Annotated in this window: 26 protein-coding genes and 2 pseudogenes; 23 read left to right on the top strand and 5 right to left on the bottom strand. The window is 70.5% G+C overall.

What is annotated here, in order from left to right:
* Positions 1 to 30: 30 nt before the first annotated feature.
* From BKD26_RS05805 to BKD26_RS05785, 7 genes and pseudogenes are all read left to right on the top strand, one after another.
* The gene (locus tag BKD26_RS05805; protein WP_084896476.1) at positions 31 to 354 is read left to right on the top strand and encodes a VOC family protein; all 324 of its coding nucleotides are present in this window, start codon (positions 31 to 33) and stop codon (positions 352 to 354) included.
* A gap of 493 nt (positions 355 to 847) precedes the next feature.
* A complete protein-coding gene (locus tag BKD26_RS42230) occupies positions 848 to 1,009 on the top strand; it encodes a hypothetical protein (protein WP_347104308.1) in 162 nt (53 codons plus the stop codon).
* A gap of 169 nt (positions 1,010 to 1,178) precedes the next feature.
* Positions 1,179 to 1,601: pseudogene (locus BKD26_RS42225) on the top strand (alpha/beta hydrolase); the annotation flags it as partial.
* A 46-nt stretch (positions 1,602 to 1,647) separates the two neighbouring features.
* The gene (locus tag BKD26_RS42220; RefSeq protein WP_347104413.1) at positions 1,648 to 1,824 is read left to right on the top strand and encodes an alpha/beta hydrolase; all 177 of its coding nucleotides are present in this window, start codon (positions 1,648 to 1,650) and stop codon (positions 1,822 to 1,824) included.
* A 100-nt stretch (positions 1,825 to 1,924) separates the two neighbouring features.
* The gene (locus BKD26_RS05795) at positions 1,925 to 3,040 is read left to right on the top strand and encodes an AI-2E family transporter (RefSeq protein WP_084896475.1); all 1,116 of its coding nucleotides are present in this window, start codon (positions 1,925 to 1,927) and stop codon (positions 3,038 to 3,040) included.
* Positions 3,041 to 3,082: 42 nt separating this feature from the next.
* Positions 3,083 to 3,265 (top strand): hypothetical protein, encoded by a 183-nt coding sequence (locus tag BKD26_RS05790; RefSeq protein ID WP_084896473.1) that lies wholly within the window; start codon positions 3,083 to 3,085, stop codon positions 3,263 to 3,265.
* Positions 3,266 to 3,326: 61 nt separating this feature from the next.
* Positions 3,327 to 4,687, top strand: a pseudogene (locus BKD26_RS05785) (MFS transporter); the annotation flags it as partial.
* A gap of 6 nt (positions 4,688 to 4,693) precedes the next feature.
* Here BKD26_RS05785 and BKD26_RS05780 read toward each other — a convergent pair.
* From BKD26_RS05780 to BKD26_RS05770, 3 genes are all read right to left on the bottom strand, one after another.
* On the bottom strand, positions 4,694 to 5,887 hold the full coding sequence (locus BKD26_RS05780; RefSeq protein ID WP_084896471.1) for an MBL fold metallo-hydrolase: 1,194 nt from the start codon (positions 5,885 to 5,887) through the stop codon (positions 4,694 to 4,696).
* Between the two features lie 70 nt (positions 5,888 to 5,957).
* Positions 5,958 to 7,241, bottom strand: a complete 1,284-nt coding sequence (locus tag BKD26_RS05775) for an MFS transporter (protein ID WP_084896469.1) — start codon at positions 7,239 to 7,241, stop codon at positions 5,958 to 5,960.
* 176 nt (positions 7,242 to 7,417) lie between these two features.
* Positions 7,418 to 8,347, bottom strand: a complete 930-nt coding sequence (locus tag BKD26_RS05770; protein WP_084896467.1) for a LysR family transcriptional regulator — start codon at positions 8,345 to 8,347, stop codon at positions 7,418 to 7,420.
* 131 nt (positions 8,348 to 8,478) lie between these two features.
* Between BKD26_RS05770 and BKD26_RS05765 the strand changes: the two genes are divergently transcribed.
* The 10 genes from BKD26_RS05765 to BKD26_RS05720 all read left to right on the top strand — a co-directional run bounded on the left by BKD26_RS05765 (position 8,479) and on the right by BKD26_RS05720 (position 18,821).
* Complete coding sequence (locus BKD26_RS05765) at positions 8,479 to 9,480, top strand: fumarylacetoacetate hydrolase family protein (RefSeq protein ID WP_179166432.1); 1,002 nt, start codon at positions 8,479 to 8,481, stop codon at positions 9,478 to 9,480.
* Entirely contained in the window at positions 9,477 to 10,436 is a 960-nt protein-coding gene (locus BKD26_RS05760; RefSeq protein WP_084896463.1) for a cyclase family protein, read from the top strand. Before BKD26_RS05765 ends, BKD26_RS05760 begins: the two co-directional genes overlap by 4 nt.
* Before the next feature lie 27 nt (positions 10,437 to 10,463).
* Positions 10,464 to 11,594, top strand: a complete 1,131-nt coding sequence (locus BKD26_RS05755; RefSeq protein WP_084896461.1) for an FAD-dependent oxidoreductase — start codon at positions 10,464 to 10,466, stop codon at positions 11,592 to 11,594.
* Positions 11,591 to 12,601, top strand: coding sequence for an amidohydrolase family protein (locus BKD26_RS05750; RefSeq protein ID WP_084896460.1), 1,011 nt, complete (start codon positions 11,591 to 11,593; stop codon positions 12,599 to 12,601). The genes BKD26_RS05755 and BKD26_RS05750 overlap by 4 nt, the downstream gene beginning before the upstream one ends.
* Before the next feature lies 1 nt (position 12,602).
* Positions 12,603 to 13,535 carry a VOC family protein gene (locus tag BKD26_RS05745; RefSeq protein WP_084896458.1) on the top strand — a complete coding sequence of 311 codons (933 nt, stop codon included), beginning with the start codon at positions 12,603 to 12,605 and terminating at the stop codon, positions 13,533 to 13,535.
* A gap of 89 nt (positions 13,536 to 13,624) precedes the next feature.
* Positions 13,625 to 14,584, top strand: a complete 960-nt coding sequence (locus BKD26_RS05740) for a fumarylacetoacetate hydrolase family protein (protein WP_084896456.1) — start codon at positions 13,625 to 13,627, stop codon at positions 14,582 to 14,584.
* A complete protein-coding gene (locus BKD26_RS05735) occupies positions 14,581 to 15,318 on the top strand; it encodes an SDR family oxidoreductase (protein ID WP_084896454.1) in 738 nt (245 codons plus the stop codon). The genes BKD26_RS05740 and BKD26_RS05735 overlap by 4 nt, the downstream gene beginning before the upstream one ends.
* An 18-nt stretch (positions 15,319 to 15,336) precedes the next feature.
* Positions 15,337 to 16,092, top strand: coding sequence for a CoA transferase subunit A (locus BKD26_RS05730; protein ID WP_084896452.1), 756 nt, complete (start codon positions 15,337 to 15,339; stop codon positions 16,090 to 16,092).
* A complete protein-coding gene (locus BKD26_RS05725) occupies positions 16,089 to 16,754 on the top strand; it encodes a CoA transferase subunit B (RefSeq protein WP_084896450.1) in 666 nt (221 codons plus the stop codon). Before BKD26_RS05730 ends, BKD26_RS05725 begins: the two co-directional genes overlap by 4 nt.
* 225 nt (positions 16,755 to 16,979) lie before the next feature.
* Positions 16,980 to 18,821: an APC family permease gene (locus BKD26_RS05720; RefSeq protein ID WP_084896448.1), complete on the top strand. Its 1,842-nt coding sequence runs from the start codon at positions 16,980 to 16,982 to the stop codon at positions 18,819 to 18,821.
* Between the two features lie 2 nt (positions 18,822 to 18,823).
* Here the strand turns inward: BKD26_RS05720 and BKD26_RS05715 are convergent, their stop codons facing one another.
* Positions 18,824 to 19,036: a hypothetical protein gene (locus tag BKD26_RS05715; RefSeq protein WP_084896447.1), complete on the bottom strand. Its 213-nt coding sequence runs from the start codon at positions 19,034 to 19,036 to the stop codon at positions 18,824 to 18,826.
* 485 nt (positions 19,037 to 19,521) lie between these two features.
* On the opposite strand from BKD26_RS05715, the gene BKD26_RS41965 reads away from it, so the two are divergent.
* From BKD26_RS41965 to BKD26_RS05690, 6 genes are all read left to right on the top strand, one after another.
* Positions 19,522 to 19,656 carry a hypothetical protein gene (locus BKD26_RS41965; RefSeq protein WP_277622350.1) on the top strand — a complete coding sequence of 45 codons (135 nt, stop codon included), beginning with the start codon at positions 19,522 to 19,524 and terminating at the stop codon, positions 19,654 to 19,656.
* Positions 19,653 to 19,742, top strand: a complete 90-nt coding sequence (gene kdpF / locus BKD26_RS05710; protein ID WP_073755792.1) for a K(+)-transporting ATPase subunit F — start codon at positions 19,653 to 19,655, stop codon at positions 19,740 to 19,742. Before BKD26_RS41965 ends, kdpF begins: the two co-directional genes overlap by 4 nt.
* An 8-nt stretch (positions 19,743 to 19,750) precedes the next feature.
* Positions 19,751 to 21,430 carry a potassium-transporting ATPase subunit KdpA gene (gene kdpA, locus BKD26_RS05705; protein WP_084896445.1) on the top strand — a complete coding sequence of 560 codons (1,680 nt, stop codon included), beginning with the start codon at positions 19,751 to 19,753 and terminating at the stop codon, positions 21,428 to 21,430.
* On the top strand, positions 21,427 to 23,556 hold the full coding sequence (gene kdpB / locus BKD26_RS05700) for a potassium-transporting ATPase subunit KdpB (protein WP_084896444.1): 2,130 nt from the start codon (positions 21,427 to 21,429) through the stop codon (positions 23,554 to 23,556). The genes kdpA and kdpB overlap by 4 nt, the downstream gene beginning before the upstream one ends.
* A gap of 8 nt (positions 23,557 to 23,564) precedes the next feature.
* The gene (locus tag BKD26_RS05695; RefSeq protein WP_084896442.1) at positions 23,565 to 24,221 is read left to right on the top strand and encodes a potassium-transporting ATPase subunit C; all 657 of its coding nucleotides are present in this window, start codon (positions 23,565 to 23,567) and stop codon (positions 24,219 to 24,221) included.
* 79 nt (positions 24,222 to 24,300) lie between these two features.
* Entirely contained in the window at positions 24,301 to 24,987 is a 687-nt protein-coding gene (locus BKD26_RS05690; RefSeq protein WP_084896985.1) for a response regulator, read from the top strand.
* On the opposite strand, the gene BKD26_RS42215 is transcribed toward BKD26_RS05690, so the two are convergent.
* Entirely contained in the window at positions 24,891 to 25,271 is a 381-nt protein-coding gene (locus BKD26_RS42215) for a class I SAM-dependent methyltransferase (RefSeq protein ID WP_179166431.1), read from the bottom strand. The genes BKD26_RS05690 and BKD26_RS42215 overlap by 97 nt on opposite strands.
* Between the last annotated feature and the right edge of the window lie 25 nt (positions 25,272 to 25,296).

The raw sequence follows: 25,296 nt of genomic DNA, 5'->3' as shown, positions 1-25,296 counted from the left end.
GTCGTCCGTCACCACCACGAGGTACGCAGCATGGGTATTCGCCTCAGCGGCATCGTCATCGACGCCAAGGACCCCGATCGCCTTGCCCGCTTCTGGAGCGGGTTGCTCGATCTGGAGATCACCCGTCGTGAGGAGGACTGGATCAGTCTCGGCTGCGGCTTCGCCCTCCAGCGCGTCACGGAGCCCAAGACCGTCAAGAACCGCGTCCATGTGGACGTGGTCGCCGACGACTTCGCCGAGGCCGTCGCCCGTGCTGCGGCGCTGGGGGCCACGGCGGTGGGGGAGATGCACGAGGACCTCTGGCAGGTCTGGCAGGACCCCGAGGGCAACGAGTTCTGCATCTGTCTGTCGTGACCAGCGGCGCCGGGGAGGCCGGGACTCACGTATGCAGCAGAAGCCCCGCTGGAAGCGCTGTGATGCGCAGAGCCCCTCCGCTTTCCCATGCGCAACCCTCAAGGTCCCGCTCGACTAGAGCCGTCCCGGCGGCAAGCAGATCGACCTCGCGGTGTCGCGGATGAAGGCGAGCAGCGCCGAAGAACGTCGCGGTGTGCCGCTGCTCAACCCCGGAGGCCCTGGCGGACAGGGCCTGGACATGCCCCTGTACCTGGGGCCCGAGCTTCCCGCCGCCGTGAAGAAGCAACGACCTCATCGGCTTCGATCCGCGGGGCGTCGGCCGGAGTACGCCGGTCGGCTGCGGTCTGACCGACGACGAACGGGACTGGCAGCGGCCGTACAAGGCCGCAACGTACGCCAAGGACGTGAAGTGGGCCCGTACGGTGGCCGACAAGTGCCGGGCCAAGGGCGGGGCAGCTCTGCCCCACCTCACCACCCGCACACGGCCCGCGGCATGGACGTCATCCGCGGTGTGCTGGGCGAGAAGACGATCTCCTACCTGGGGTACTCGTACGGAACCTACCTCGGAGCCGTCTGCACGCAGATGTTCCCCGGCGGGCCGACCGGCTCGTACTGGACAGCGCCGTCGACCCCCAGCGCGTCTGGCGGGGCATGATCCAGGTGGGCAGAGGGAGCGGGAGCCCGCGTTCACGCGGTGGAGCGAGTGGACCGCCCAGCGCCACCCCACGTACCGGCTGGGCGACACCCCGGCAAGGGTCCGCAAGAGGTTCTGGGACCTGGTCGCCCGAGCCGACCGCAAGCCCATAGACCTCGACGGGACTTCCATGACCGGTGACGACATCCGCGCAGAGCGGGCCGTCTTCTTCTACGTGCAGAGCGCTGCCGAGAGGGCCGCCGAGCTGAAGAAGGCCGCCTCGGGCGAGAAGCCGGCCCCGTCACCGGACCGCGGCTCGTCGCCGAGCCCCGTACCGCCGGCGTTCGCCCGCGCCGTCCCGGCGGACAACGGGGACGCGAGCTTCTGGGCCGTCGTGTGTGCCGACACCCGGGCATGGCCGCGTGACCCCGAGCAGTACCGCCGCGACGCGATCCGCGGCAAGGTCAGGTACCCGCTGTACGGCGACTTCGCGTCCCACATCAAGCCGTGTGCGTTCTGGGAGAACGGCAGCGAGCCCGCCACCACGGTGGACAACAAGGTCGGCGCGCTCATCCTGCACAACGAGTGGGACTCCCAGACCCCGCTGACCAGCGGGCAGGGCCTGCGCCGGGCCATGAAGGGCTCGCGCATGGTGTTCCTTGAGGGGAGAGGGCCACGGCATCTACGGTTCCAAGCCCTGCGCAGACAAGACCACCACGGTCTACCCGACCACCGGCAGGCTGCCGGCCAAGGACCTCACCTGCCGGGCCCCGGCGGGAGGCGGCCAGCGGTTGCGACTGTCGCTGCCAACGCCTCCGGGGATCCCGGCGCGGTGATGTGGGGCCTTCCGCAGCGGGAGGCCCCACATCGGCTCCGGCGGCCGGGCAGGCCGGCGCGGGTTCCGCAGGGCGCGTCGGGAGTACATAAGGTGCTGCCATGCCTGCTTGGTTGAGTTCCGCGAAAACCGCCGCCGCGCTGCGCACATCGGCACGTGTCTCCGTCGAATTGCTGTTGGTCCTCCTGGCGGCTTCGGCGGCCCTATGGCTGCTGGGGCGGATGTGGTCGGTCGTCTGGCCTCTCATAGTGGGCTTGCTCCTCACCACACTGACCTGGCCCCTGGCCCGCTTCCTGCGTCGCCGCGGGTGGCCGGCGGCCCTGGCCGCGTCGGTGGTGACGGTGCTGTTCCTGCTCGTGGTCACGGGCATCGTGGCGCTGATCGCGGTTCCGGTGGCGTCGCAGTCCGGCGAGCTGGCCGACGGCGTGGTCGAGGGCATTCAAAGGCTGCGCGAGTGGGCCGCCGGGCCGCCGTTGAACATCGGCGACGCCCAGATCACCGGTACCTTGGACACGGCCGTCGCCCGTGTCCAGGACAGCATCGGCAGCATGGTCACCGCGGTGGTCACCGGGGTGAGCACCGTGGTCAACGGCGTCGTGACCGCCGTCCTGGCGCTCTTCCTGATGTTCTTCTTCCTCAAGGACGGCCCGCGGTTCCTGCCATGGCTGACCCGCCAGCTCCCCGGTCGCCTCGCCACGGACGTCCCGGTCGTGGCCGCCCGCTGCTGGGAGACCCTCGGCGCGTTCGTGCGCTCCCAGGCGTTCGTCGGTCTGCTCGACGCCGTTCTCATCGGCATCGGTCTGTGGGTCCTGGAGGTCCCGCTGGTGCTGCCGCTCGCGGTACTCACCTTCGTGTCCGCGTTCGTGCCGATCGTCGGGGCCCTCTTCGCCGGTCTGGTCGCGGTGCTCATCGCCCTGGTCTCGAACGGTCTGACGGACGCGCTGATCGTGCTGGCGATCATCGTCGTGGTGCAGCAGCTCGAGGGCAACGTGTTCCAACCCATGATCCAGAGCCGCGGGCTCGGCCTGCACGCGGCGGTGGTCCTCCTGGCGGTCACCCTGGGCGGCAGCCTGGCCGGCATCGTGGGCAGCCTGCTCGCGGTACCGGTGGCCGCGCTGCTCGCGGTGGTCTGGAACTACCTGCGCGAGCAGCTCGGCGAGCCGCTGCAGGAACCCGAGCCGGACGAGTCGCACTCCGGCGCGACCGTTCCGTCGTAGCGTCGCCGACCCGGCCACGCCGGCGCCGACGCGGCCATCGTCGTGGCCGATCCCGACAAGCGGCAGACCGTGTCCGCGGACCTCCCGCTGTCCGGCCAGGACCACTGCCCGTTCGACGGAGTGGAGCTGCGCGGCTCGCCGGTCACCACCATCGTCGGCGGCCGCGTCGCCTACCGCGACGGCGCCGTGGTGGGCGAGCCGTCCGGCAGCTATGTCCGCCGCTGACGCACCGGAGCGGCCGTCGCAGCCGGACAGCGCCCGCCGCTGCACGTGGGCAGGTGGCCGCGCCCTGGCCGCCGCGCTGATCCTCGGCGGCAAGCTCGGTGACCGCTTCGGGCGGCGCAGCTACTACCTGATCGGCGTCGCCGGCTTCACCCTCGCCTCTGTCGCCATCGGCCTGGCGGGCTCCATCGAGGGCGTCATCGCCTTCCGCGCCGTCCAGGGCTTTTTCGGCGCCCTGTTGATGCCCAACCCCCTCGGGCTGCTGCGGGCGGTGTTCCCGCCGGAGAAGTTCGGCCTGGCGGTCGGCATCTGGGCCATGGTGTCGTCCGTGTCCACCGCGCTCGGCCCCATCGTCGGCGGGCTGCTCGTCGAGCACGTCACCCGGGAGTCCGTCTTCTACATCAACGCCCCGATCGGCGTCCTCGCGCTCGTCTTCAGCGCGCTCGCGCTGCCGCAGAGCAAGAACTCCGGCGGCCGGCACCGCTTCGACGTCCCCGGTGTCGTCCTGCTGGCGGTCGGTCTGCTCGTCGTCGTCTTCGGCGTGGTCAAGGGCGAGACGTGGGGCTGGAGTTCGGGCTCGACGCTGGGCACGCTCGCCGTCGCCATCGTGATCCTGCTGGTGTTCGGCTGGTGCGAGACACGTGTCGAGCACCCTCTCCTCCCGATGCGGCTGTTCCGCAGCCCGGCGCTGACCATCGGCACGATCATCACCGCGGTCAACTTCTTCGTCCTCCTCGGTGTGATCTTCTTCGTGATGCTGTACCTCCAGAACGTACGAGGCTTCACTCCCGTCGAGGCCGGTGTGCGCACCCTGCCGCTCAGCCTCGCCTCCGTCGTCGCCTCACCGCTGGGCGACGCCAAGCTCACCGAGAAGTTCGGCGCCCGGCTGACGATGCCGCTCGGCATGGTGCTCCAGGGTGCCGCGTCCTTCGCGATGCTCGGCTGGGGCGTGCACTCCTCGTACGCCGCGATGTGGCCGCCGTTCATCGCCCTCGGCCTCGGCATGGTGATGGCGCCTCCTCCGACGCGATCGTGGGCAACGCGCCCGTCAAGGACGCCGGAGTGGCGGGCGGCCTCCAGGCCACGGCACTCCAGGTCGGCGGGGCGCTCGGCACCTCCGTACTCGTCTCCCTCATCAGCAGCCGGGTCGGCTCCACCCTGACCGGCGAGCTGGCCGGTGCCGGGGTGCCCGCGCCCGTGGCCGAGCGGTTGTACGGGGCCAAGGACGCGGTGGCGATGGGCGTCGCGCCGGTCAGCGGCGACATGCCCGTGCGGCTCAAGGCCGCGGTGGTCGAGGGCAGCGGCCAGGCGTTCGTCAACGGAGTCCACACCGCCGCCCTCGTCACCGGCGTACTGTGCGTGGCCGGTGCCGTCCTCGCCTCGGTCGGCGTACGACGGAACCCGCAGACCGCTGCCCCACACTGAGGACGGTCAGGATCCGCCCACGGGCAGCTGAAGCAGGTCCTCGCCGACGATGAGCCGGCCGGAGTAGCCGCGCTGCGCCGCCTTCCAGCGGCGGGTGGCGTTGTTGCCGGGAACGAGGTGGTTGAGCACCAGGTTCCTGGCTCCGGCCGGCTCCGCCACGTCGCGGCCCACCTGCTCGATGGTCGTATGGGCGGCGAGCAGGTGCTCGCGCAGCGGATCGCCGATCTCCGCCGGCAGGGTCGAGACGAGCCGGTCGACGAACACGGGGTCGATGACCTCGTGGACCAGATAGTCGGCGTCCTGCGCAAGGTCGATGAGGTTGTCACTGACGCCGGTGTCCCCGGAGAACACGACCGAGCCGTCCGGGGTGTCGAACCGGTAGGCGAAGGCGGGTGCCGTGGGGTGGTGGTCGACCAGCGTGGCCGTCACCCGGACATCGTCGTCCTCCCACACCGGGATGGGAGCCCTGAGCCTGGGCGGCTTGCCCTGCGGGTCGATGTCCCAGATGCCGGTCAGGTCGATGTCGTGTACGGAGAACAGCCTGTCCGGGCCGGTGAAGTTGGAGTCCCGCGCCCGGTCGTTGAAGTCGTTCGCGAACGCCTTCCGCAGGTAGCCGGTCATGGCGGAGATCCCCGGTGTGGGGTCCTCGGGGTTGAACACCGGCGGCGCGGGCCTGCCCGGGGGGAACACCCGCGGCAGGATGCCGCGGTCTCCCGGTCCGAACACCTCGATCGGGGGCAGGGCGCGTCCCACGATGTTCATCGGCCCGGTCGCGTAGAGAGCGGGCCAGTCGGTGACGTGGTCGCTGTGCAGGTGGGTCAGGAAGACGGCCCGCACGGCCGACAGTGAGGAGCCGAGGCCGCTGCGCCCGCCGAGGCCGCTCTGCACGAGGCGCTGCTGCGCACCCGCCCCCAGGTCCACGAGGTGGACCCGGCCCCGGTGGACCACGGCGCTGGAGACGCCGCACCGGGCTCCGTCGATCCAGGCCGGCCCGCCCGCGGTCCCCAGGAGCACCAGCCGGGTCCGGTGCCCGTCGGCTCCGGGGCGGTGCTGTACGGATCGCGCCGCGGCATGCTGCGCGCCCGCCGCCACCAGTCCGCCCGCGGCCGCGGTGGCTCCGAGGGCTTGCAGGAACCGGCGGCGGCCGGACTCCGGAAGGGCATCGCCTTGGCCGAGGACCCGCGCGACGACATCACACACAGTGGACACACTCCTTGCTCGCTGGACATGAGGGACCTGCTGGGTACGAGGGACGTGCCGAGCGGACCGGCTACGTCTGCGGGGCACTCCCCGCGGCCGCCGCCCCGCGACGGACGAAGAGCAGCAGCGCGCCGCCCACTGCCGCCGAGGTGAGGCCGAGGACGCCGACGGCCGCGGCCAGGCTGCCTACGACGCCCTCCAGGGCCAGCAGTACGAGCGGGCACACGAACTCGCCCCCGAAGAAGGCGGCCAGCCACAGTCCAGTGCCTCGGCCGCGGTCCGCGTAATCGAGCTTGGACATGGCCAGGGTGAGAAGGGAGGGCAGGAGGATGCCTGTACCGAGGCAGTTGAGGACGGCCCCGACGACCAGAACAGCGGGGTTGCCGGCGAGGGCCATCACCACGAACCCGGCCGCGCACAGCGCGAATACGGCGGGGAGCCTGCGCGCCGGTGTGCCGGAGAACCTGGTGAAGGCGAGGGAGCCGGTCACGGTCGCGGCGCTCGCGATCGCGGTGGCCGCCCCGATGACACCCGTGGATTCCACCCCCAAGTCGTCCATCAGATAGGCCATTTCGACCGGAACGGTGTAGAAGACCATGGCGCCGAAGACGGTCAGCCCGCAGATCCCCGCCAGCCGCCGTGCAGGAAACGGAGCCGGCCGCTGCGACGCACCGGCGGAAGCCGCCTCACCGCCGGACTTCGGCCTGGGAAGGAAGGCGGCCATGGCGGGAGCGATCAGCAGGCTGACGGCGTAGATCCAGAACGGGGCCCGCCAGCCGGCCGAACCCACCACTCCGCCGAGTACGAAGAAGGCCGTCGCGGAGGCGGAGGCGCACATCGTCTGCAGAGCGAGGTAGCGATCACGCGTGCGCCCGCTGTAGTAGTCGCCGATCAGCGTGGTACAGCAGGTCATGATCGCCGCTTCGACGACACCGACCAGCGCCCGGCTCGCGACGATCGCCCCAAGGGAATCGAGCCACAGCGGGGCGGTGCCGAAGACGGCGTACAGCACGGTCGCGACGACCAGCAGCCGTTTGCGGCCCAGCCGGTCCACGATCACGCCGGCGAAAGGGGCGAGCAGGGCGAGCGCGAGGGCCGGGATCGTCAGTGCGACGGGAACCAGCGCTTTCGCACCGGCCACACCGTCGAAGTGGTCCTGCATCCTCGGCAGCACCGGAGCGATGAGGACCGCGCCCAGGATCGGCAGACAGCTGCCGGCCATCAGCAGCGTTACGCGCAGCCGATGCGCCGCACCGGAAGGCGCCGCGGCGCCCGGAGTGTCGGCGCCCGGCGTGTCGGCGTCCACGACGGCGGACGGGGCGGGGGACGGGGAGGGGGAAACCGGTTCGGGCATACGAGGCTCCACATGGCGGCGACAGGAGGAAGACGGCCTCCCCTCGACCAGGACACGCAACGCCACGGACCTCGGGGAAACGGCCCGTCAAGGAGCGGGCCTCGGCAACTGCCACGACTATGGGCGAGGCCGTCAGTGCCGCCTAGCCCCTGCTCCATCGATATCCCTGATGAGCGTCATTCGGGCCGTGGATGAGCCGGGGACGAGAACGCGGACAGCGCGACCCGCTGGGCTGTCTCGCGGAGCCAGATGTGGGCGGCGTCGTGCGTGTGCACGGGATGCCACCACAGGGCCTCCTGCACGGGTACGGCTTCGTAGGGGCACTCCATTACGCGTACGGGAGCCACGCCACGCAGCCGGTCGGCGAGGAGTTCCTGGATGAGGGCGATGCGGCGGGTCCCGGCGACGAGCCAGGGCAGCGCCTGGAAGCTGTCGACGGAGACCTCCGTCCTCGGTTCGATGCCCAGCATGCCGAGCTGCCGGACCGCGGGCGCGTCGTACGTGCGCTGGTACGTCACCCACGGCAGACGGCGCAGGTCGTCGAGCGCAAGCCGTTCGCCCACGTCGGGATGGTCCTCCGAGACGAGGAAGACCCAGCGGTCGCCGTACAGCTCGACCGTGGGGAAGCCGCTGATGACGCCGTGTGGCATGAACAGTCCGTCGACCGTGCTCAGCAGCGTCCCGGTGTTCTCGGTGACGTCCGTGGGCGTCTGCTGGAAGCGCAGACGGATGCCCGGGGCCTCGGCGTGGATCGTGCGGGCCAGCTCGGCGCCGAAGACCGCCACGGCGTAGTCGGAGGCGATGAGGGTGAACGTGTGGGCCTCATGGGCCGGATCGAAGTCGGCCTGACTGGTGAAGACGCGTTCCAGCAGATCGCAGGCGGTGGCGCTGCGGTCCAGGAGGACCTGCCCCAGGGCGGTGAGTTCGTACCGGCTGCCGATGCGGGAGAGCAGGTCGTCGTCGAAGTGACGGCGCAACCGGGCCAGGGCGGCGCTCATGGCGGGCTGGCTCAGCCCGACGCGCTGCCCGGCACGCGTGACGCTGCGCTCCTCGAGAAGGGCCCGCAGAGCAATGACGAGGTTGAGGTCCAGGCTGGCCAGGTTCATGGTGCGTGCTTCCCCAGGTGCGATGGTCGCCGTACATCCACGGCATGGATGGGATGCATCCAGCGAATCTATTTCCCTTATCCATAGTGCCCGGGCCAGATTAGTCCCATCGCAATCGGGAGGACATCTTCGTGAAACCCGCAGCATCTGCCGCCCTCTTCTCCGGTCCCTTCGCCCTCGGTACGTTCTCCGTCCGCGGATCCGGCACCCCCGCCTACCCGGGCCTGGTCGCGCCCGAGGGCGAGGTGCTCGACCTGCGCGCGGCGCTGGACGACCCGGACCTGACCGTCGTCACGCTCCTGGAGCACTGGGACACCCTGCTGCCACGCCTGCGCGACCTCGCCGCCTCCCGATCGGGGGAGCGGCGACCGCTCGACGAGCTGCATGTGCACGCCCCGGTCGAGCCGCGGCAGGTCTTCCAGTCCGGCGCCAACTACCGGCAGCACGTCATCGACCTGGAGATGGCGCACCGTTCGCCCGACGACCCGCGCACGGAGGGCGAGGCACGGGCCGAGATCGCGGAGATCATGGACCGGCGCGCCGCCGAGGACCTCCCCTACGTGTTCATCGGACTGCCCAGCGCGATCACCGGTCCGTACGACGACGTGGTCCTGCCCGACTGGTGCGAGAAGCCGGACTGGGAGCTGGAGCTGGCAGCCGTCATCTCCAAGCCCGCCTACCGGGTCCCGGTCGAGGAGGCGCTGGAGCACGTCGCCGGCTACACCATCGCCAACGACCTGACCGACCGCGCCTCCGTCTTCCGCCGGGACATGCCCGCCATCGGCACCGACTGGCTGCGCTCCAAGAACGCCCCCGGCTTCACCCCGCTCGGCCCCTACCTGGTCCCGGCCGAGTCCCTCGCCAACCCCGCCGACCTCCACGTCACGCTGAAGCTGAACGGCGAGACCATGCAGGACGAGTCCACGAAGGACATGATCTTCGGTGTCGCGCGCCTGATCTCGTACGCCTCCCAGACCGCTCGGCTCCTGCCCGGCGACCTGGTGCTGACAGGCAGCCCGGCCGGCAACGGCATGCACTGGGGCCGACTGTTGCGGGACGGCGACGTCATGGAGGGCACGATCACCGGACTCGGTACGCAGCGCACCCGCTGCGTCGCTGAGGAGGCGTCGTGATCGACCGCACCGATCCCGAGGGCGCGATAGCCGAGGCCGCCAAGGCGTACTCCAACTGGGGGCGTTGGGGCGCGGACGACGTGCTGGGCACGCTCAACTTCCTGGACGAGGGCAAGCGTCGCGAGGGCGCCGCGCTCGTACGCCGAGGGGCGAGCTTCTCCCTGTCGCAGCGGTTCGACATGGACGGCCCGCAGAAGGGCTGGCGCCGCCGCACCAACCCGGTGCACACGATGCTGGACACCGGTACGGACGCGGCCCTCGGCAACCAGGGCTTCCCGCACGGCCTGGGCGGCGCCGACGACGTGATCGCCATGCCGCTGCAGTGCTCCACCCAGTGGGACGGGCTCGGGCACATCTTCGACCACGGCAAGGCGTGGAACGGCCGGGACGCCGCGAAGACGGTCACCTCCGACGGCGACCAGGTCACCGGCATCGAGCACATGGCCCCGTACGTCGCCGGGCGCGGCGTACTCCTCGACGTCGGCCGGGTCATCGGCGAGAACGGCGAACTGCCCGACGGGTTCGCCATCACCGAGCAGCACCTGACCGCCACCGCCGAGGCGCACGGCCTGCGGGTGGGCCGGGGTGACATCGTCGTCGTACGCACCGGACGGCTCACCCGCGCCCGCCGCGAGGGCTGGGGCGAGTACGCGGGCGGCGCGTCACCCGGCCTGTCCTTCACCACCGCGAGCTGGCTGCACCGCACGGAGATCGCCGCGATCGCCACCGACACGTGGGGCTTCGAGGTCCGGCCCAACGAGTTCGACCACGCCTTCCAGCCGCTGCACCAGGTCGCCATCCCCAACATGGGCCTGCTCATCGGCGAGATGTGGGACCCGGACGCGCTCGCCGAGGACTGCGCCCACGACGGCGTGTACGAGTTCTGGCTCACCGCCGCCCCCCTGCCCGTCACCGGAGCCGTCGGCTCACCGGTCAACCCGATCGCCGTGAAGTAGCCACCCAGCCAGGGGAGGAACCCGAACATGAGCCACACCCGTACCGTCCTCGTCGTCGGCGGAGGCACCGCCGGAAACGGCCTCACCGTCCTGCTCAGACGCGCCGGCGTCGCCGTCGACCTGGTCGAGGCCAAGGCCGACTGGAACGCCACCGCGGGCTCCGGCATCACCCTCCAGGGCAACGCCCTGCGCGTCCTGCGCGAGATCGGCGTCTGGGACCAGGTCCGCGACCTCGGATTCCCCTTCCACGAGCTCGGCATCATCGCCGGCGACGGCACCGTCCTGCACGTACAGAAGGACATCCGCACCGGCGGCGACGACCTGCCGGCCACCGTCGGCATGCGGCGCCCCCAACTGCAACGCCTCCTCATCGACGCGGTACGGGCCTCCGGCGCCCAGGTCCGGCTCGGCACGACCGTCACCTCCCTGCACCAGGACGAGGGCGGCGTCGACGTCCGCTTCTCGGACGGCGGCGAAGGCCGCTACGACCTGGTGGTCGCCGCGGACGGCCTGAACTCCACCACCCGCTCGCTGGTCGGCATGGAGGACAGGCCCACACCCACCGGCATGGCGATCTGGCGCACCCCCGCGCCCCGCCCCCGGCACGTGGAACGCACCGAGATCGCCTACGGCGGCCCTTGTTTCATCGCCGGGTACTGCCCGACGAGCGAGGACACCGTCTACGCCTATCTGGTGGAGCGCAACCGCGACCGCGCCACCCTGTCCCCGTCCGCGTACGCCGAGGAGATGCGGGCCCTGGCCGCCGGATACGGAGGGGCGTGGGAGGAGATCGGGGCCTCGATCACCGACTCCGCACAGGTCAACTACACCTGGTTCGACCGGCTGCTGGTCGAGGGGCCGTGGCACCGGGGCCGGGTCGTGCTCGTCGGCGACGCGGCGCACTGCTGCCCCCCGACCCTCGCGCAGGGCGCCGCCATGTCCCTGGAGGACGTCTCGGTCCTGGCCGAGCTGCTGACCACCCGCGCCGACTGGGACGACCGGCTGTTCACCGACTACCACGCCCGCCGCCTGCCCCGCGTACGGACGGTCGTCGACGCCTCGGTGCAGCTCGGCCAGTGGCTGCTGGACGGGGTACGCGACGCGGACGTGCCCGGGCTGATCGGGCGCACGATGACGGCCCTCAAGGAGCAGCCGTGACCACCTCCCCCACCGTCGACGTCCACGCCCACCTCCTGCTCCCACAGGTGGACCAGGCCGTGGCCGGACACCCCGCCCTGGACGGGGCCCGCGCCCTCGACGCCCGCCGCAACGGCCGCGAGGCCCTGGCCGTCAACGGCCCCATGGTCCGCAGCCGTATCCCGCTGCTCACGGACGCGACCGAGCGGCTGGCCGCCATGGACGCGGCGGGGGTCGACATCCAGCTCGTCTCCCCCTCCCCGTCGCACTACCACTACTGGGCCGACGAGGAACTCGCCCGAGCCGTCTACGAGTTGGCCAACACCGGCACCGCCGCGCACTGCGCCCAGGCGCCGGAGCGGCTGTACGGCCTCGGCCTGGCCCCGCTCCAGCACCCGAAGCTCGCCGCCGAGGCCCTCGAACACGCCCTCGACCAGGGCCTGGTGGGCATCGAGATCTCCTCCCACGCCCCCGGCCGCGAACTGTCCGACCCGGCGTACGAACCGCTGTGGGCCCGCGCCGCCGACACCGGAGCGGTCGTCTTCCTGCACCCCTTCGGCTGCACCCTCGACGAGCGCCTCGACCGCTGGTACCTGTCCAACACCGTCGGCCAGCCCACCGAGAACGCCGTCGCCCTCTCCCACCTGATCTTCTCGGGCGTCCTCGACCGGCACCCGGGCCTGAAGCTGATAGCCGCGCACGGGGGCGGCTATCTCCCCACCCACATCGGCCGCTCCGATCACGCCTGGCGTGCCCGCCCCGACGCGCGCGGCTGCGCGCAGGAGCCGAGCAGCTACCTGAAGCGCCTGTGGTTCGACTCGCTGGTGCACGACCCGGCCGTCCTGCGGGAGCTGGTGCGCGTGGCCGGGCCGGACCGCGTCCTGCTGGGCTCCGACTTCCCCTTCGACATGGGCACCGACGATCCGGTGGGCGCCCTGCGCGCCGCCGGACTGCCCGATGCCGACTTCCACGCCGTACGCGGAGCCAACGCCGCGGCCCTCCTCCGCCCGATCCTCCGGAAGGACTGACATGCGTCTGCTCACCCATCTGCGGCACGTCGACCTCGCCGTGCCCGACTACGACAAGCAGCTCGACTTCTACGCGGGTGTCTGGGGCCTGACCAAGGTCGCCGAGGACTCCGGCATCTCCTTCCTCGCCGCCGAGGGCTCGCCCGAGAGTTACGTCGTCCGGCTGCGCAAGGCCGACGAGAAGCGCCTCGACCTGGTCTCGTACGGCGCCGCCTCCCCGGCCGACGTCGACACCCTCGCCGAACGGCTCCTCGCCGGAGGCGTCCAGCTGATCTCCCGGCCGGGGAAGGTCGACACCCCGGGCGGCGGTTACGGCTTCCGCTTCTTCGACGTCGACGGCCGCACCATCGAGGTCTCCGCCGACGTCGAGGCCCGCCGGCACCGCCGGGTAGAGGAGAAGGAAGCGATCCCGGTCCGCCTCTCCCACGTCGTGCTCAACTCCCCGGACCTGAACCGGACCAGGGCCTGGTACGAGCAGTTCCTCGGCTTCGCGCTGAGCGACACCCTCAGCTCCCCGCACATGGGCGAGGTCATGCACTTCATGCGGATCAGCTCCCAGCACCACTCCATGGCCATCGCCCAGGGCCCGCACACCTCCCTGCACCACGTTTCCTTCGAGATGCGCGGCATCGACGAGTACATGCGCGGCTCCGGCCGGGTAATGCGCGCCGGGTTCCGCAAGATCTGGGGCCCGGGACGGCACATGGCGGGCGACAACACCTTCACGTACTTCCTCGACCCGCACGGCAACACCGTCGAGTACACCACCGAGCTGGAAGAGCTGGACGAGGACACCTGGCACCCGCACGTCTACGACTTCTCCCAGCCCGAGGTCACCGACCAGTGGGGAACCGCCAACCCGATGAACGAGCTGGTGGCGAAGGAGTCCTTCAACGACGTCGACCGCGGCGTGTTCGTCGCCCCGCCGGTCTGACCCCGCCCTGAACCCCGGGGGCGCGGCACCCCATGTCAACGCCCTGACTGCCCGCCGCGCCCCCGGCCCCCCAACCCCTGGAGTCCCTCATGCGCTTCGCCAGCTACGAACATCTCGGCCGCCGGCGTCTCGGCGTCGTCGAGGACGACGGCCACCTCTACCCCGTCCCCGGCCACGACTCGCTCCTCGACCTGCTCCGCACGGGCCGTCTCCGTGAAGCGGGCGCCGCGACTCTTGACGTACCCGCCGGACCGCAGCTGCGGGACGTGACACTGCTTCCGCCTCTCCAGCCACCGGCCGTACGGGACTTCGTCGCCTTCGAGGAGCACGTGGAGGGTGTACGCCGCTCCGTCGACGGCACCGCCGGCGTGCCGGACCAGTGGTACGAGGCTCCGACCTTCTACTTCACCAACCCGTACGCGGTCATCGGCCCGTACGACGACGTGCCGATGCCGCCCGGCTCGTCGGTGCTGGACTTCGAGCTCGAAGTGGCCGCCGTCATCGGGCGCGAGGGCCGTGATCTCACCCCCGAGCAGGCGCGCGACCACATCATCGGGTACACGATCTTCAACGACTGGTCGGCCCGTGACCTCCAGTCCGTCGAGATGACGGTGGGCCTCGGGCCCTGCAAGGGCAAGGACAGCGCCACCACACTCGGCCCCGTCCTCGTCACGGCCGACGAACTGGAGCCCTACCGCGACACCGACGGCTTCCTGCGCCTGGCTCTGACCGCCGAGGTGAACGGCGAGGTGGTCGGCAAGGACCTGCTGTCCAACATGAGCTGGACCTTCGAGGAGATGGTCGCGTACGCCTCGCGCGGTACGTATGTCATGCCCGGTGACGTCCTCGGCTCGGGCACCTGCGGAAACGGCGGCTCCCTCGCCGAACTCTGGGGCGTACGAGGCGGACAGACACCGCCGCCGCTGCGTCCCGGCGACACCGTCACGCTCACCGTCGAAGGCATCGGCACCGTCTCCAACACCGTCGTACCCGGCGCGGACCCGATCCCGCTGCCCACCGCCCGCAAACGTCCCCGGGCCCGCCCGTGACATCACTCACCGGCAAGGTCGTGGTCGTCACCGGCGCCGCCCGGGGCCAAGGCGCCGCCGAGGCCGAGGCCCTGGCGGAGGCGGGCGCCACCGTCGTCGCCACCGACGTGACCCACGCCCCCGGCTGCCGCCGCCTCGACGTCACCAGCGAAACGGACTGGGCCGCCCTCGCCGCCGAACTGCGCACCCGGCACGGCCACATCCATGGCCTGGTCAACAACGCCGGCGTCACCTGGCGCGCCCGCCTCGACGAGGTCACCGCCGACGACTTCGCCCGCGTCCACGCGGTCAATGTCACCGGCCCGCTCCTCGGCATCCAGCACCTCGCGCCCCTGATGCCACCGGGCTCGTCGATCGTGAACGTCGGCTCCGCCGCGGCCCTCACCGGCCACTACCCGGTCGCGTACACCGCCTCCAAATGGGCCCTGCGCGGACTGTCGAAGACCGCCTGCACGGAACTCGGCCCACGTGGCATCCGCGTCAACACGATCCATCCCGGCTTCATCGAGACCGAGATGACCGCCTCGGCCGCCCCCGCCTTCCGCGAGGCGCAGATACGCGAGACGCCGCTCGGCCGTACCGGCACCGTCGACGAGATCACACCCCTCGTGGTGTTCCTCCTGTCGGACGCCGCGTCGTTCATCAGCGGCGCCGAGATCCCCGTCGACGGCGGCCACACCGCCCACGGCGGTGCCAAATCCCTCTCCGACGCGCTTCAGCGACAGCAACCCTGAAAGGACACTGCGACACCCATGGACAAAGTCTGTGCGAGCGCCGCCGAGGCGGTCGCCGACATCCGGGACGGCGCGTCCCTCGCCGTCGGCGGCTTCGGCCTCAGCGGCGTACCGGAGGTACTGATCCAGGCGCTGCACGCCCAGGGCGCCACCGGTCTGAAGGTCGTGTCCAACAACTGCGGGGTCGACGGCCGGGGCCTGGGAGTGCTGCTGGCCGACGGGCGCATCGCGCGCGTGACCGGCTCGTACGTGGGGGAGAACAAGGAGTTCGCCCGCCAGTACCTGTCCGGGGAGCTGGAGGTGGAGCTCGTCCCGCAGGGCACGCTCGCGGAGCGGCTAAGGGCGGGCGGCTGCGGCATCCCGGCGTTCTACACTCCGTCGGGCGTGGGCACACAGGTGGCCGAGGGCGGCCTGCCCTGGCGGTACGCGCCCGACGGCAGCGTCGCGGTGGCGTCGCCCTCGAAGGAGGTACGGGACTTCGACGGCCGCTGTTGCGTCCTGGAGCACGGCATCACCACCGACTTCGCGCTCGTCCGGGCCTGGCGCGGTGACCGGCACGGCAACCTCGTCTTCCGCAAGGCCGCCGCCAACTTCAACCCGCCGGCCGCGATGGCGGGGCGGATCACCATCGCCGAGGTCGAAGAGCTCGTCGACCCGGGCACGCTCGATCCAGACCGGGTGCACGTGCCCGGCATCTTCGTGCAGCGCGTCCTCGCGCTCACCCCGGCTCAGGCCATCGACAAGCAGACAGAGAAGAGGACCGTACGCTCATGAGCTGGACCCGCGACGACATGGCCGCCCGCGCGGCCGCCGAACTTCACCACGGCTCCTACGTCAACCTCGGCATCGGCCTGCCCACCCTGATTCCTAGCCATCTCCCACAGGGCGTTCACGTCGTCCTCCACTCGGAGAACGGCATCCTCGGCACCGGGCCCTACCCGTACGAGACCGACATCGATCCGGACCTGATCAACGCGGGCAAGGAGACCGTCACCGTGCTGCCCGGAGCGTCCTTCTTCGACTCTCCCCTCTCGTTCGGCATGATCCGCGGCGGCCATATCGACACCGCCGTCCTCGGCGCCATGCAGGTGTCGGCCTCGGGCGACCTCGCCAACTGGATGATCCCCGGCAAGATGATCAAGGGCATGGGTGGCGCGATGGACCTCGTCCACGGCGCCCGCCGCGTCATCGTGCTGATGGAGCACACCGCCAAGGACGGCAACCCCAAGATCGTCACCGACTGCACCCTGCCGCTCACCGGCAAGGCATGCGTCCACCGCGTCATCACCGACCTCGGCGTCCTCGACATCACACCGGACGGCCTGGTGCTGGTGGAGAGCGCCCCCGGAGTCACCGCGGACGAGGTGCTGGAGAAGACAGCCGCGCCCGTACGCGTCGCCGCGCCCGCCGGCACCGACGCCGCCACCGTCCGCTGACCGTCCGCCTCGCTGCTCCCGAGGCGCCGGGGAAGCCCATGCCCGCCGCGGTGGACCTCCCGAGGGCCCACCACCCCGGCCTGACGCGTATCTGACAGAGGGTGAGCGCCTCTTTGACGGCCGGGCCGCGCGCCCGTCAAAGAGGCGTGAAGAAATCGACGTTCCGTGCCAAGGACTCGCCAGCGCCGTTCCCGGCCCCGCGCTCGCGCCCGCACGCTGATCCGCATGACCACTCTGACCTCGGAAAACGGCGCCGCAACCGGCGTAGAGGAGCCCCCCGATCCCGGCGCCCGCCACAAACTCACCGCCGTCACCGGGCTGGCCGCACTGTCCCTCGACGCCATGGCATCCGTCGCGTACGGACCCGAGGCGATCGTGCTCGTCCTCGCCACGGCAGGCGGACACGGCCTCGGCTTCACCGTGCCGGTCACCCTCCTCATCGCCGCGCTCCTGGCCCTGCTGGTCGCCTCGTACCGCCAGGTCATCGCCGCCTTCCCCGACGGCGGCGGCAGTTACGCCGTCGCCCGGGCGCACCTGGGCCGTCGTACGAGCCTGGTGGCCGCCGCTTCCCTGGTCCTGGACTACGTCCTGAACGTCGCCGTGGCCGTCACCGCCGGTGTCGCCGCGCTGACCTCCGCGTTCCCCGGGCTGTACGACGACCGACTGGCGCTCTGCCTTGCCGTGCTGGTCGTCATCACGGTCGTCAATCTGCGGGGGATCGTCGATTCCGCGCGGGCCTTCATCGTCCCGACAGCCGTCTTCATCGGCGCGATCCTCGCCCTCACCATCGTCGGGTTCTCGCGGGACGCCCCGGCGTCGGCGGAGGCGGCAGCCAGCCATGTGTCCGTCGTCGCCGACAACGCCACCACGGTGGGCGCGCTGCTCCTGCTGAAGGCGTTCGCGTCGGGGTGCTCGGCGCTGACCGGCGTCGAGGCGATCGCCAACGCCGTGCCCGCCTTCCGCGCCCCGGCCGTACGCCGTGCCCAGCACGCCGAGGTCGCGCTCGGCGCGCTGCTGGGCCTCATGCTGATCGGGCTGTCGGTCCTCATCGCGCGCTTCGAGCTCCAGCCGGTCGAAGGAGTCACCGTGCTGGCCCAGCTGGCGGACGCGTCCCTCGGGCACAACGCCGGCTTCTACGTCGTCCAGGTCGCCACCATGGTGCTGCTGGCCCTGTCCGCGAACACCTCCTTCGGCGGCCTGCCGGTCCTCCTGGGCCTGCTGGCCCGGGACAACTACGTACCGCACGTCTTCGCCCTCAAGGCCGACCGCCAGGTCCACCGTCACGGTGTCCTCGCCCTGGCGGTCGTCTCCGCGTTGCTGCTGGTGTTCTCCGGTGGCGACACCAACACGCTCGTCCCGCTCTTCGCGATCGGTGTCTTCGTCGGATTCACCATCGCCCAGACCGGCATGGTGATCCACTGGCGCCGGGTACGAGGACCGAAGTGGGCAGGCCGGGCATCGCTCAATGGCCTGGGCGCCGTGCTCACCGGCGCCGGCGCGATCGTCGTCGCCGCCACGAAGTTCCACGACGGCGCCTGGCTCGTCATCGTCGCCCTGCCGGCGCTGGTCCTCGTCTTCGAGCGCGTTCACCGCGCGTACGGGAGGATCGGCGAGCGGCTCGGTCTGGGCCGTATCCCCGACCCACCGCAACGCCGCCGCTCCTTGGTCGTCGTCCCGGTCTCCTCCCTCACCCGCCTCACCACCGAGGCGCTCACCGCCGCCGTCTCCCTGGGCGACGACGTCCGTGCGGTGACGGTCTGCCACCCCGGCCCGGACGACCGCGCGCAGAGCGAGGCGCTGGAGCGTGACTGGGCGCTGTGGGACCCGGGCGTCGAGCTGATACGGCTGTCCTCCGCGCGCCGCAGTCTGGGCCGCCCCATCGCCGCGTACGTACGGCATCTGGCGCACGCGTACCCAGACGCCCGGATCACGGTCCTGATCCCGGAGGCGGAACCGGCCCGCCTGTGGCAGCGGCTGCTGCAGAACCAGCGGGGCGCGATCGTCTCCCACGCGGTCCGTAGGGACACGGACGCGGTGATCTGCCGGCTCCGCTTCCGGCTCGACTGACCTCAGGCGGCCTGCCACGAGCCGGCGCACGGGCGCGCCCGGGAGGGGTGGCCCCGGGGTTCAGCGCCGGCCTGCTCCGCCTGGGCCTTGCCACGCCCCTCGGCGACGGCCTCGGCGAGGTTGGCGGAGATGACGGTCAGCCAGAGCCAGCAGCTGATCACCCAGGTGAAGACCGAGGGGGTGGACGAGCGCCGAGAGCTGGCGGGGGTCGGCAAGGGGTGGGCTGTTCCCTGGAGCCGCCGCCGGGCCCCGCCGGTGCCTGGGCCCCGGCGCCGGCGGGGCGGCGCGTGGTCCGGCGGCCTGGCGGTGAGTACGCCTGCTGCGTGCTTCGGCCGCCGGGGAGGCGGCCGCCGGAGGGCGCGAGCGCGACCGGATGAACGGGTGGATCCGGAGGCGCACCTTGCCGCGGACATCCGCGTCCGGCGGCCGCGGTTGCACTGTAGATCCCGGCGGGGCGCCACATCCCGTGAGCCGCCCCGTATTTGCGGCTCTCATACGGAGACTTCAGCGCGGCGTCAATGTTCCATCAGAAAAGGCGCAACGGTTGTCAACGCGACGTTAAAGTGCCTCGTTCCTGATCGAAAAGCAGTAGAGACCGCCAGGGGATCGGTCCGGTCCGCGACGTCAGAAAGCCGTTAGAAGGCCGTGAGAGGTCGTAAGGACCCCGTCAAGAACGATCGCAGCGGCTCAAAATCGCGCTTTGCTCTGGGAGTCCGTTTTCACCTTTCAACGAATCTCTCAGGAGTTCGCGATGGCCGACGTGGCCTTCGTCGTCACCACGGTCGCGGTGTTCGCGCTGGTGGCTCTCATCGCCAAGGGGGTGGCGAAGCTGTGACTGCCGAGAACGTCGTCGGCCTGCTCGTGGCCGCCGCCCTGCTGGGTTATCTGATCCTCGCCCTCGTCAAGCCGGAGAGGTTCTGAGCACCGACATGAGCCCCTTCCTCGCCGGTGTGCTCCAACTGCTGGCGCTGATCGCCGCCCTGGCACTGGCATACCGTCCGCTCGGCGACCACATGGCCAAGGTCTACTCCTCCGACCGGCATCTGAGGGTGGAGAAGTGGATCTACCGGGCCATCGGCGCCAACCCCACCGTCGAAATGCGCTGGCCCGCCTACCTGCGCGGCGTCCTCGCCTTCTCGGCGGTGAGCGTGCTCTTCCTGTTCCTGCTGCAGCGGGTGCAGGGCTCCCTGCCCGGTTCTCTGGGCTTCCGGTCGATCGATCCGGACCAGGCGTTCAACACCGCCGCGTCGTTCGTGTCGAACACCAACTGGCAGTCGTACTACGGCGAGCAGGCCATGGGCCACGTCGTCCAGACCGGTGGCCTGGCCGTGCAGAACTTCGTGTCCGCCGCGGTCGGCATGGCGGTCGCGGTGGCGCTCGTACGGGGCTTCGCCCGCTCCCGCACCGGTGAGCTGGGCAACTTCTGGGCCGACTTGGTCCGGGGTGTCGTCCGCGTCCTCCTGCCCCTCGCCGTCATCGGCGCGCTCGTCCTGGTGGCCTGCGGCGCCATCCAGAACTTCGCCGGCATCCATGAGGTCGGGCAATTCCTGAACGGGCACAGCATGGGCGGCTCGCAGCAGTGGAACGGCGGTGCGGTGGCCTCGCAGGAGGTCATCAAGGAGCTGGGTACCAACGGCGGCGGTTACTTCAACGCCAACTCAGCCCACCCCTTCGAGAATCCCAACGCCTTCACCAACCTCTTCGAGATTTTCCTGATCCTCCTTATCCCCTTCTCGCTGACCCGCACCTTCGGGCGGATGGTCGGCAGCATCCGGCAGGGGTACGCGATCCTCGGCACGATGGCGACCATCTGGGTCGGCTTCGTGCTGCTGATGTGGGCCACGGAACTCGCCGGGCACGGCCCGGCGTTCGAGGCCGCGGGCGGAGCGATGGAGGGCAAGGAGACGCGCTTCGGGATCGGCGCCTCGTCGATCTTCGCGGTGTCGACCACCCTCACCTCGACCGGCGCGGTGGACTCCTTCCACTCCTCGTACACCGGACTCGGCGGCGGGATCACCATGCTCGGCATGATGCTGGGCGAGATCGCGCCCGGCGGTGTCGGCTCGGGCCTGTACGGCATGCTGATCATGGCGATCATCGCGGTGTTCATCGCGGGCCTGATGGTCGGCCGCACCCCCGAGTACCTCGGCAAGAAGATCTCCACCCGCGAGATCAAGCTCGCCGCCTGCTACATCCTCGTCACCCCCGCGCTGGTGCTCGGCTTCACCGCCGCCGCCATGGCCCTGCCGGGACCGGCCGACTCGATGACGAACAGCGGCGCGCACGGCTTCTCGGAGGTCCTGTACGCCTACACCTCAGGTGCCAACAACAACGGCTCCGCCTTCGCCGGCCTGAACGCCGACACCCCGTGGTTCAACACCACCATCGGGCTGGCGATGCTGCTCGGCCGGTTCGTGCCGATGGTGTTCGTCCTCGCGCTGGCCGGCTCGCTCGCCGAACAGACCCCCGTACCGAAGACCGCCGGAACCCTGCGCACCGAAAAGCCGCTGTTCACCGGGTTGCTTGTCGGCACCATCGTGATCATCACCGGTCTGACCTACTTCCCGGCGCTCGCGCTGGGTCCGCTGGCCGAAGGACTGGCGTCATGACCATCGACGTAAAGAAGAACGACTCCATGCCCACCGCCACCGCGACCCCGGCGCCGCACCATGACGTGCCCACTGGTCACAAGCCGGAGAGCGGGCACGTCGGAGGGGGCCTGTTCGACCCCCAGCAGTTGGTGAAGTCCTTCCCGGACGCCCTGCGGAAGCTCGACCCACGGGTGATGATCAAGTCCCCCGTCATGTTCGTGGTGCTGGTCGGCTCGGTGCTGACCACTGCCCTTGCGCTCACCGACCCGACCGACTGGTTCGGCTGGGCCATCGCCGGCTGGCTGTGGCTGACCACGATCTTCGCCAACCTGGCGGAGGCGGTGGCCGAGGGCCGGGGCAAGGCGCAGGCGGACACCCTGCGCAAGGCGAAGACGGACACGGTGGCCCGCCGTCTGGCCGATGGGGCCGAGGAGCAGGTGCCGGGCACGAACCTGCGCGTCGGTGACCTGGTCGTATGCGAGGCCGGCGACATCATCCCCGGCGACGGGGACGTCGTCGAGGGCGTGGCGTCGGTCGACGAGTCGGCCATCACCGGCGAGTCGGCGCCGGTCATCCGCGAGTCCGGCGGCGACCGCAGCGCAGTCACCGGTGGAACGAAGGTCCTCTCCGACCGGATCGTCGTCAAGATCACCACCAAGCCCGGTGAGACCTTCATCGACCGAATGATCAACCTCGTCGAGGGCGCCGCCCGGCAGAAGACGCCCAACGAGATCGCGCTCAACATCCTGCTCGCCTCCCTCACGGTCGTCTTCCTGCTCGCGGTGGTCACCCTCCAGCCTTTCGCCACCTACGCGGGCGCCGAGCAGACGTTGATCGTGCTGATCGCCCTGCTGGTCTGCCTGATCCCGACCACCATCGGCGCCCTGCTGTCCGCGATCGGCATCGCGGGCATGGACCGTCTCGTCCAGCGCAACGTCCTCGCCATGTCGGGCCGGGCGGTGGAGGCGGCCGGCGATGTGTCGACCCTGCTGCTCGACAAGACCGGCACCATCACCCTCGGCAACCGGCAAGCCGCCGAGTTCGTCCCCGTCAAGGGGACCACAGCCGCTGAACTGGCGGACGCCTCTCAGCTCTCGTCGCTGGCCGACGAGACCCCCGAGGGCCGCTCCGTCGCCGTCCTCGCCAAGGAGCAGTACGGCCTGCGCGAGCGCCACCAGGGGGAGTTGGAGCACGCCGAGTGGGTGGCCTTCACGGCCCAGACCCGTATGTCGGGTGTGGACATCGACGGGCGCAAGGTACGCAAGGGCGCGACCGGTTCGGTCGTGGCCTGGGTGAAGGAGCGGGGCGGACGTGTCGCCGAGGACGCGCAGGCACTCACGGACCGGATTTCGGCAGCTGGTGGCACGCCGCTGCTGGTGGCTGTGGAGGACGGCGAGGGCGCGCGCGTTCTGGGCGTCATCCACCTGAAGGACGTCGTCAAGGAGGGCATGCGGGAGCGGTTCGAGGAGCTGCGCCGCATGGGCATCAAGACCGTCATGATCACCGGTGACAATCCGCTGACGGCCAAGGCCATCGCGGACGAGGCCGGCGTGGACGACTTCCTCGCCGAGGCCACGCCCGAGGACAAGATGGCGCTCATCAAGCGGGAGCAGGCGGGCGGCAAGCTCGTCGCGATGACCGGTGACGGCACCAACGACGCCCCGGCGCTCGCTCAGGCCGACGTGGGCGTGGCGATGAACACCGGCACCTCCGCCGCCAAGGAGGCCGGGAACATGGTCGACCTCGACTCCAACCCGACCAAGCTCATCGAGATCGTCGAGATCGGCAAGCAACTCCTCATCACCCGAGGCGCCTTGACCACCTTCTCCATCGCCAACGACGTCGCGAAGTACTTCGCGATCATCCCGGCGATGTTCGCTGTCGCCCACCCCGGCCTGGACAAGCTCAACATCATGGACCTCGCCTCGCCGCAGTCCGCGATACTGTCCGCGGTCGTCTTCAACGCGCTGATCATCATCGCTCTCGTACCACTCGCCCTCAAAGGCGTCCAGTACCGACCGATGAGCGCCGACCGGATGCTGCGCCGCAACCTCGGGATCTACGGACTCGGCGGCCTGGTCGCCCCGTTCATCGGCATCAAACTCATCGACCTGCTCCTCTCCCTCATCCCTGGAATCGGCTGACGACCACCATGAACAACACCGCGCGGCTCATTGGGGCCGGACTTCGGGCCCTGCTCGTCCTGACGCTGGTGACCGGCGTCATCTACCCCCTGGTCGTCACCGGCGTCGCCCAGGCAGCCTTCCCCCACCAGGCCAATGGCTCCGAGATCACGGACGGGGACGGCAAGGTCGTCGGCTCCGAACTCATCGGACAACGCTACGACCTGCCGCTGAAGGCCGGTCAGGAGACCCCGTCCCCCGACCTGAAGTGGTTCCAGCCACGCCCGTCCAACGGCCTTGGGACCAACACCGTCAACACCCAGTACAAGCTGATCCTCTCCGGCGCGACCAACCGCTCCGGTGACAACGCCGAGCTGATCACGTGGGTCGAGGACGCCAAGGCCGCCGTCGTACGGGACAACTCCACGGCGACGTACAAGGTCAAGCCATCGGACGTGCCCGCCGACGCCGTCACCTCCTCCGGCTCCGGCCTGGACCCCCACATCTCACCGCAGTACGCGAAGCTCCAGGCCCACCGGGTCGCCGAACGCAACAACCTCGACGTCGCCCGGGTGGAACAACTGGTCGCCGACCACACCGAGGAGCGCATCCTGGGCTTCATGGGCGAGCCCCGGGTCAACGTCCTGAAGCTGAACATCGCCCTGAAGGAACTCACCCGGAAGTGACCGCGCCACGGGCGGGAGCCGCCCGGCCCCGCCCATGGCCGCACGGTCGTTCCCGTACATCGAGAAAGGCGGCATGCCGATGACCCGGGTGCTGGTGGTCGAGGACGAACCGCAGCTCGTGCGGGCGCTCGTCATCAACCTCAAGGCACGCACGTACGAGGTGGACGCCGCGCCCGACGGGGCGACGGCCCTGCGGCTCGCCGCCGCCGCGCCCCCGGACGTCGTCCTGCTGGACCTCGGGCTGCCGGACATGGACGGCATCGACGTGATCAGCGGCCTGCGCGGCTGGTCCCGGGTGCCGATCCTGGTCGTGTCCGCCCGCAGCACCTCCGACGAGAAGGTCGAGGCGCTCGACGCGGGCGCCGACGACTACATCACCAAGCCCTTCAGCATGGACGAGCTGCTCGCCCGCCTCCGGGCCGCCGTGCGCCGGCACGACACCGCGGGGCCCGCCGCCGACGATGTGGCGATCGTCACCGCCGGGGACTTCACCGTCGACCTGCTGGCCAAGAAGGTCAGGCGCGGCGGACACGACGTACGCCTCACCCCGACCGAGTGGCATCTGCTGGAGGTGCTGATCCGCAACCAGGACCGGCTGACCACCCAGAAGCAGTTGCTCCAGGAGGTCTGGGGCCCCTCCTACGGCACGCAGACGAACTATCTGCGTGTCTACATGGCCCAGCTCAGACGCAAACTCGAGAGCGACCCCTCCCACCCCCGGCACCTCATCACCGTGCCGGGCATGGGATACCGCTTCGAGAAGTGACCCCGGATCACGATCGCCGACCCGAAGAACATCGTCGCCCTGGTGATCTTCTTCGGGGTCGCCGTCGCGCTGGCGGCGAAGTCGATGGCGTCCACCACGTAGCCGAGGGACACAAGGTAGGCGGCCAGTTCCCCGGTGCCGCAACCCACGTCGAGGGCCTGCCCGCCACCGTCCGGGGCGGGGGCGTGTTCGGCGAGCAGGGCTCGCTCGGCCTCGCCCAGCTGCCGAAAGCTCTTTCCGTCGGCGTAGTGCTGCTGCCACTCCTTGCGGCGGGTGTATCCCACGGTGCTGCCCCTCAACTGGTGTGAT

The organism is Streptomyces sp. CB03238 (assembly GCF_002099185.1).
Taxonomy (GTDB): Bacteria; Actinomycetota; Actinomycetes; order Streptomycetales; family Streptomycetaceae; genus Streptomyces.
This window is presented reverse-complemented; position numbering and strand designations above follow the sequence as displayed.

What these genes read in the sequence shown, in the direction of transcription:
- BKD26_RS05755 (WP_084896461.1), top strand. Translation starts at nt 10,464, where the DNA reads ATGAGCCACACCCGTACCGTCCTCGTCGTCGGCGGAGGCACCGCCGGA.
- BKD26_RS05740 (WP_084896456.1), top strand. Translation starts at nt 13,625, where the DNA reads ATGCGCTTCGCCAGCTACGAACATCTCGGCCGCCGGCGTCTCGGCGTC.
- BKD26_RS05795 (WP_084896475.1), top strand. Translation starts at nt 1,925, where the DNA reads ATGCCTGCTTGGTTGAGTTCCGCGAAAACCGCCGCCGCGCTGCGCACA.
- BKD26_RS05725 (WP_084896450.1), top strand. Translation starts at nt 16,089, where the DNA reads ATGAGCTGGACCCGCGACGACATGGCCGCCCGCGCGGCCGCCGAACTT.
- BKD26_RS05695 (WP_084896442.1), top strand. Translation starts at nt 23,565, where the DNA reads ATGAACAACACCGCGCGGCTCATTGGGGCCGGACTTCGGGCCCTGCTC.
- BKD26_RS05770 (WP_084896467.1), bottom strand. Translation starts at nt 8,347, where the DNA reads ATGAACCTGGCCAGCCTGGACCTCAACCTCGTCATTGCTCTGCGGGCC.
- BKD26_RS05775 (WP_084896469.1), bottom strand. Translation starts at nt 7,241, where the DNA reads ATGCCCGAACCGGTTTCCCCCTCCCCGTCCCCCGCCCCGTCCGCCGTC.
- BKD26_RS05720 (WP_084896448.1), top strand. Translation starts at nt 16,980, where the DNA reads ATGACCACTCTGACCTCGGAAAACGGCGCCGCAACCGGCGTAGAGGAG.
- BKD26_RS05805 (WP_084896476.1), top strand. Translation starts at nt 31, where the DNA reads ATGGGTATTCGCCTCAGCGGCATCGTCATCGACGCCAAGGACCCCGAT.
- BKD26_RS05730 (WP_084896452.1), top strand. Translation starts at nt 15,337, where the DNA reads ATGGACAAAGTCTGTGCGAGCGCCGCCGAGGCGGTCGCCGACATCCGG.
- BKD26_RS42230 (WP_347104308.1), top strand. Translation starts at nt 848, where the DNA reads ATGGACGTCATCCGCGGTGTGCTGGGCGAGAAGACGATCTCCTACCTG.
- kdpA (WP_084896445.1), top strand. Translation starts at nt 19,751, where the DNA reads ATGAGCCCCTTCCTCGCCGGTGTGCTCCAACTGCTGGCGCTGATCGCC.
- kdpB (WP_084896444.1), top strand. Translation starts at nt 21,427, where the DNA reads ATGACCATCGACGTAAAGAAGAACGACTCCATGCCCACCGCCACCGCG.
- BKD26_RS05745 (WP_084896458.1), top strand. Translation starts at nt 12,603, where the DNA reads ATGCGTCTGCTCACCCATCTGCGGCACGTCGACCTCGCCGTGCCCGAC.
- BKD26_RS05690 (WP_084896985.1), top strand. Translation starts at nt 24,301, where the DNA reads ATGACCCGGGTGCTGGTGGTCGAGGACGAACCGCAGCTCGTGCGGGCG.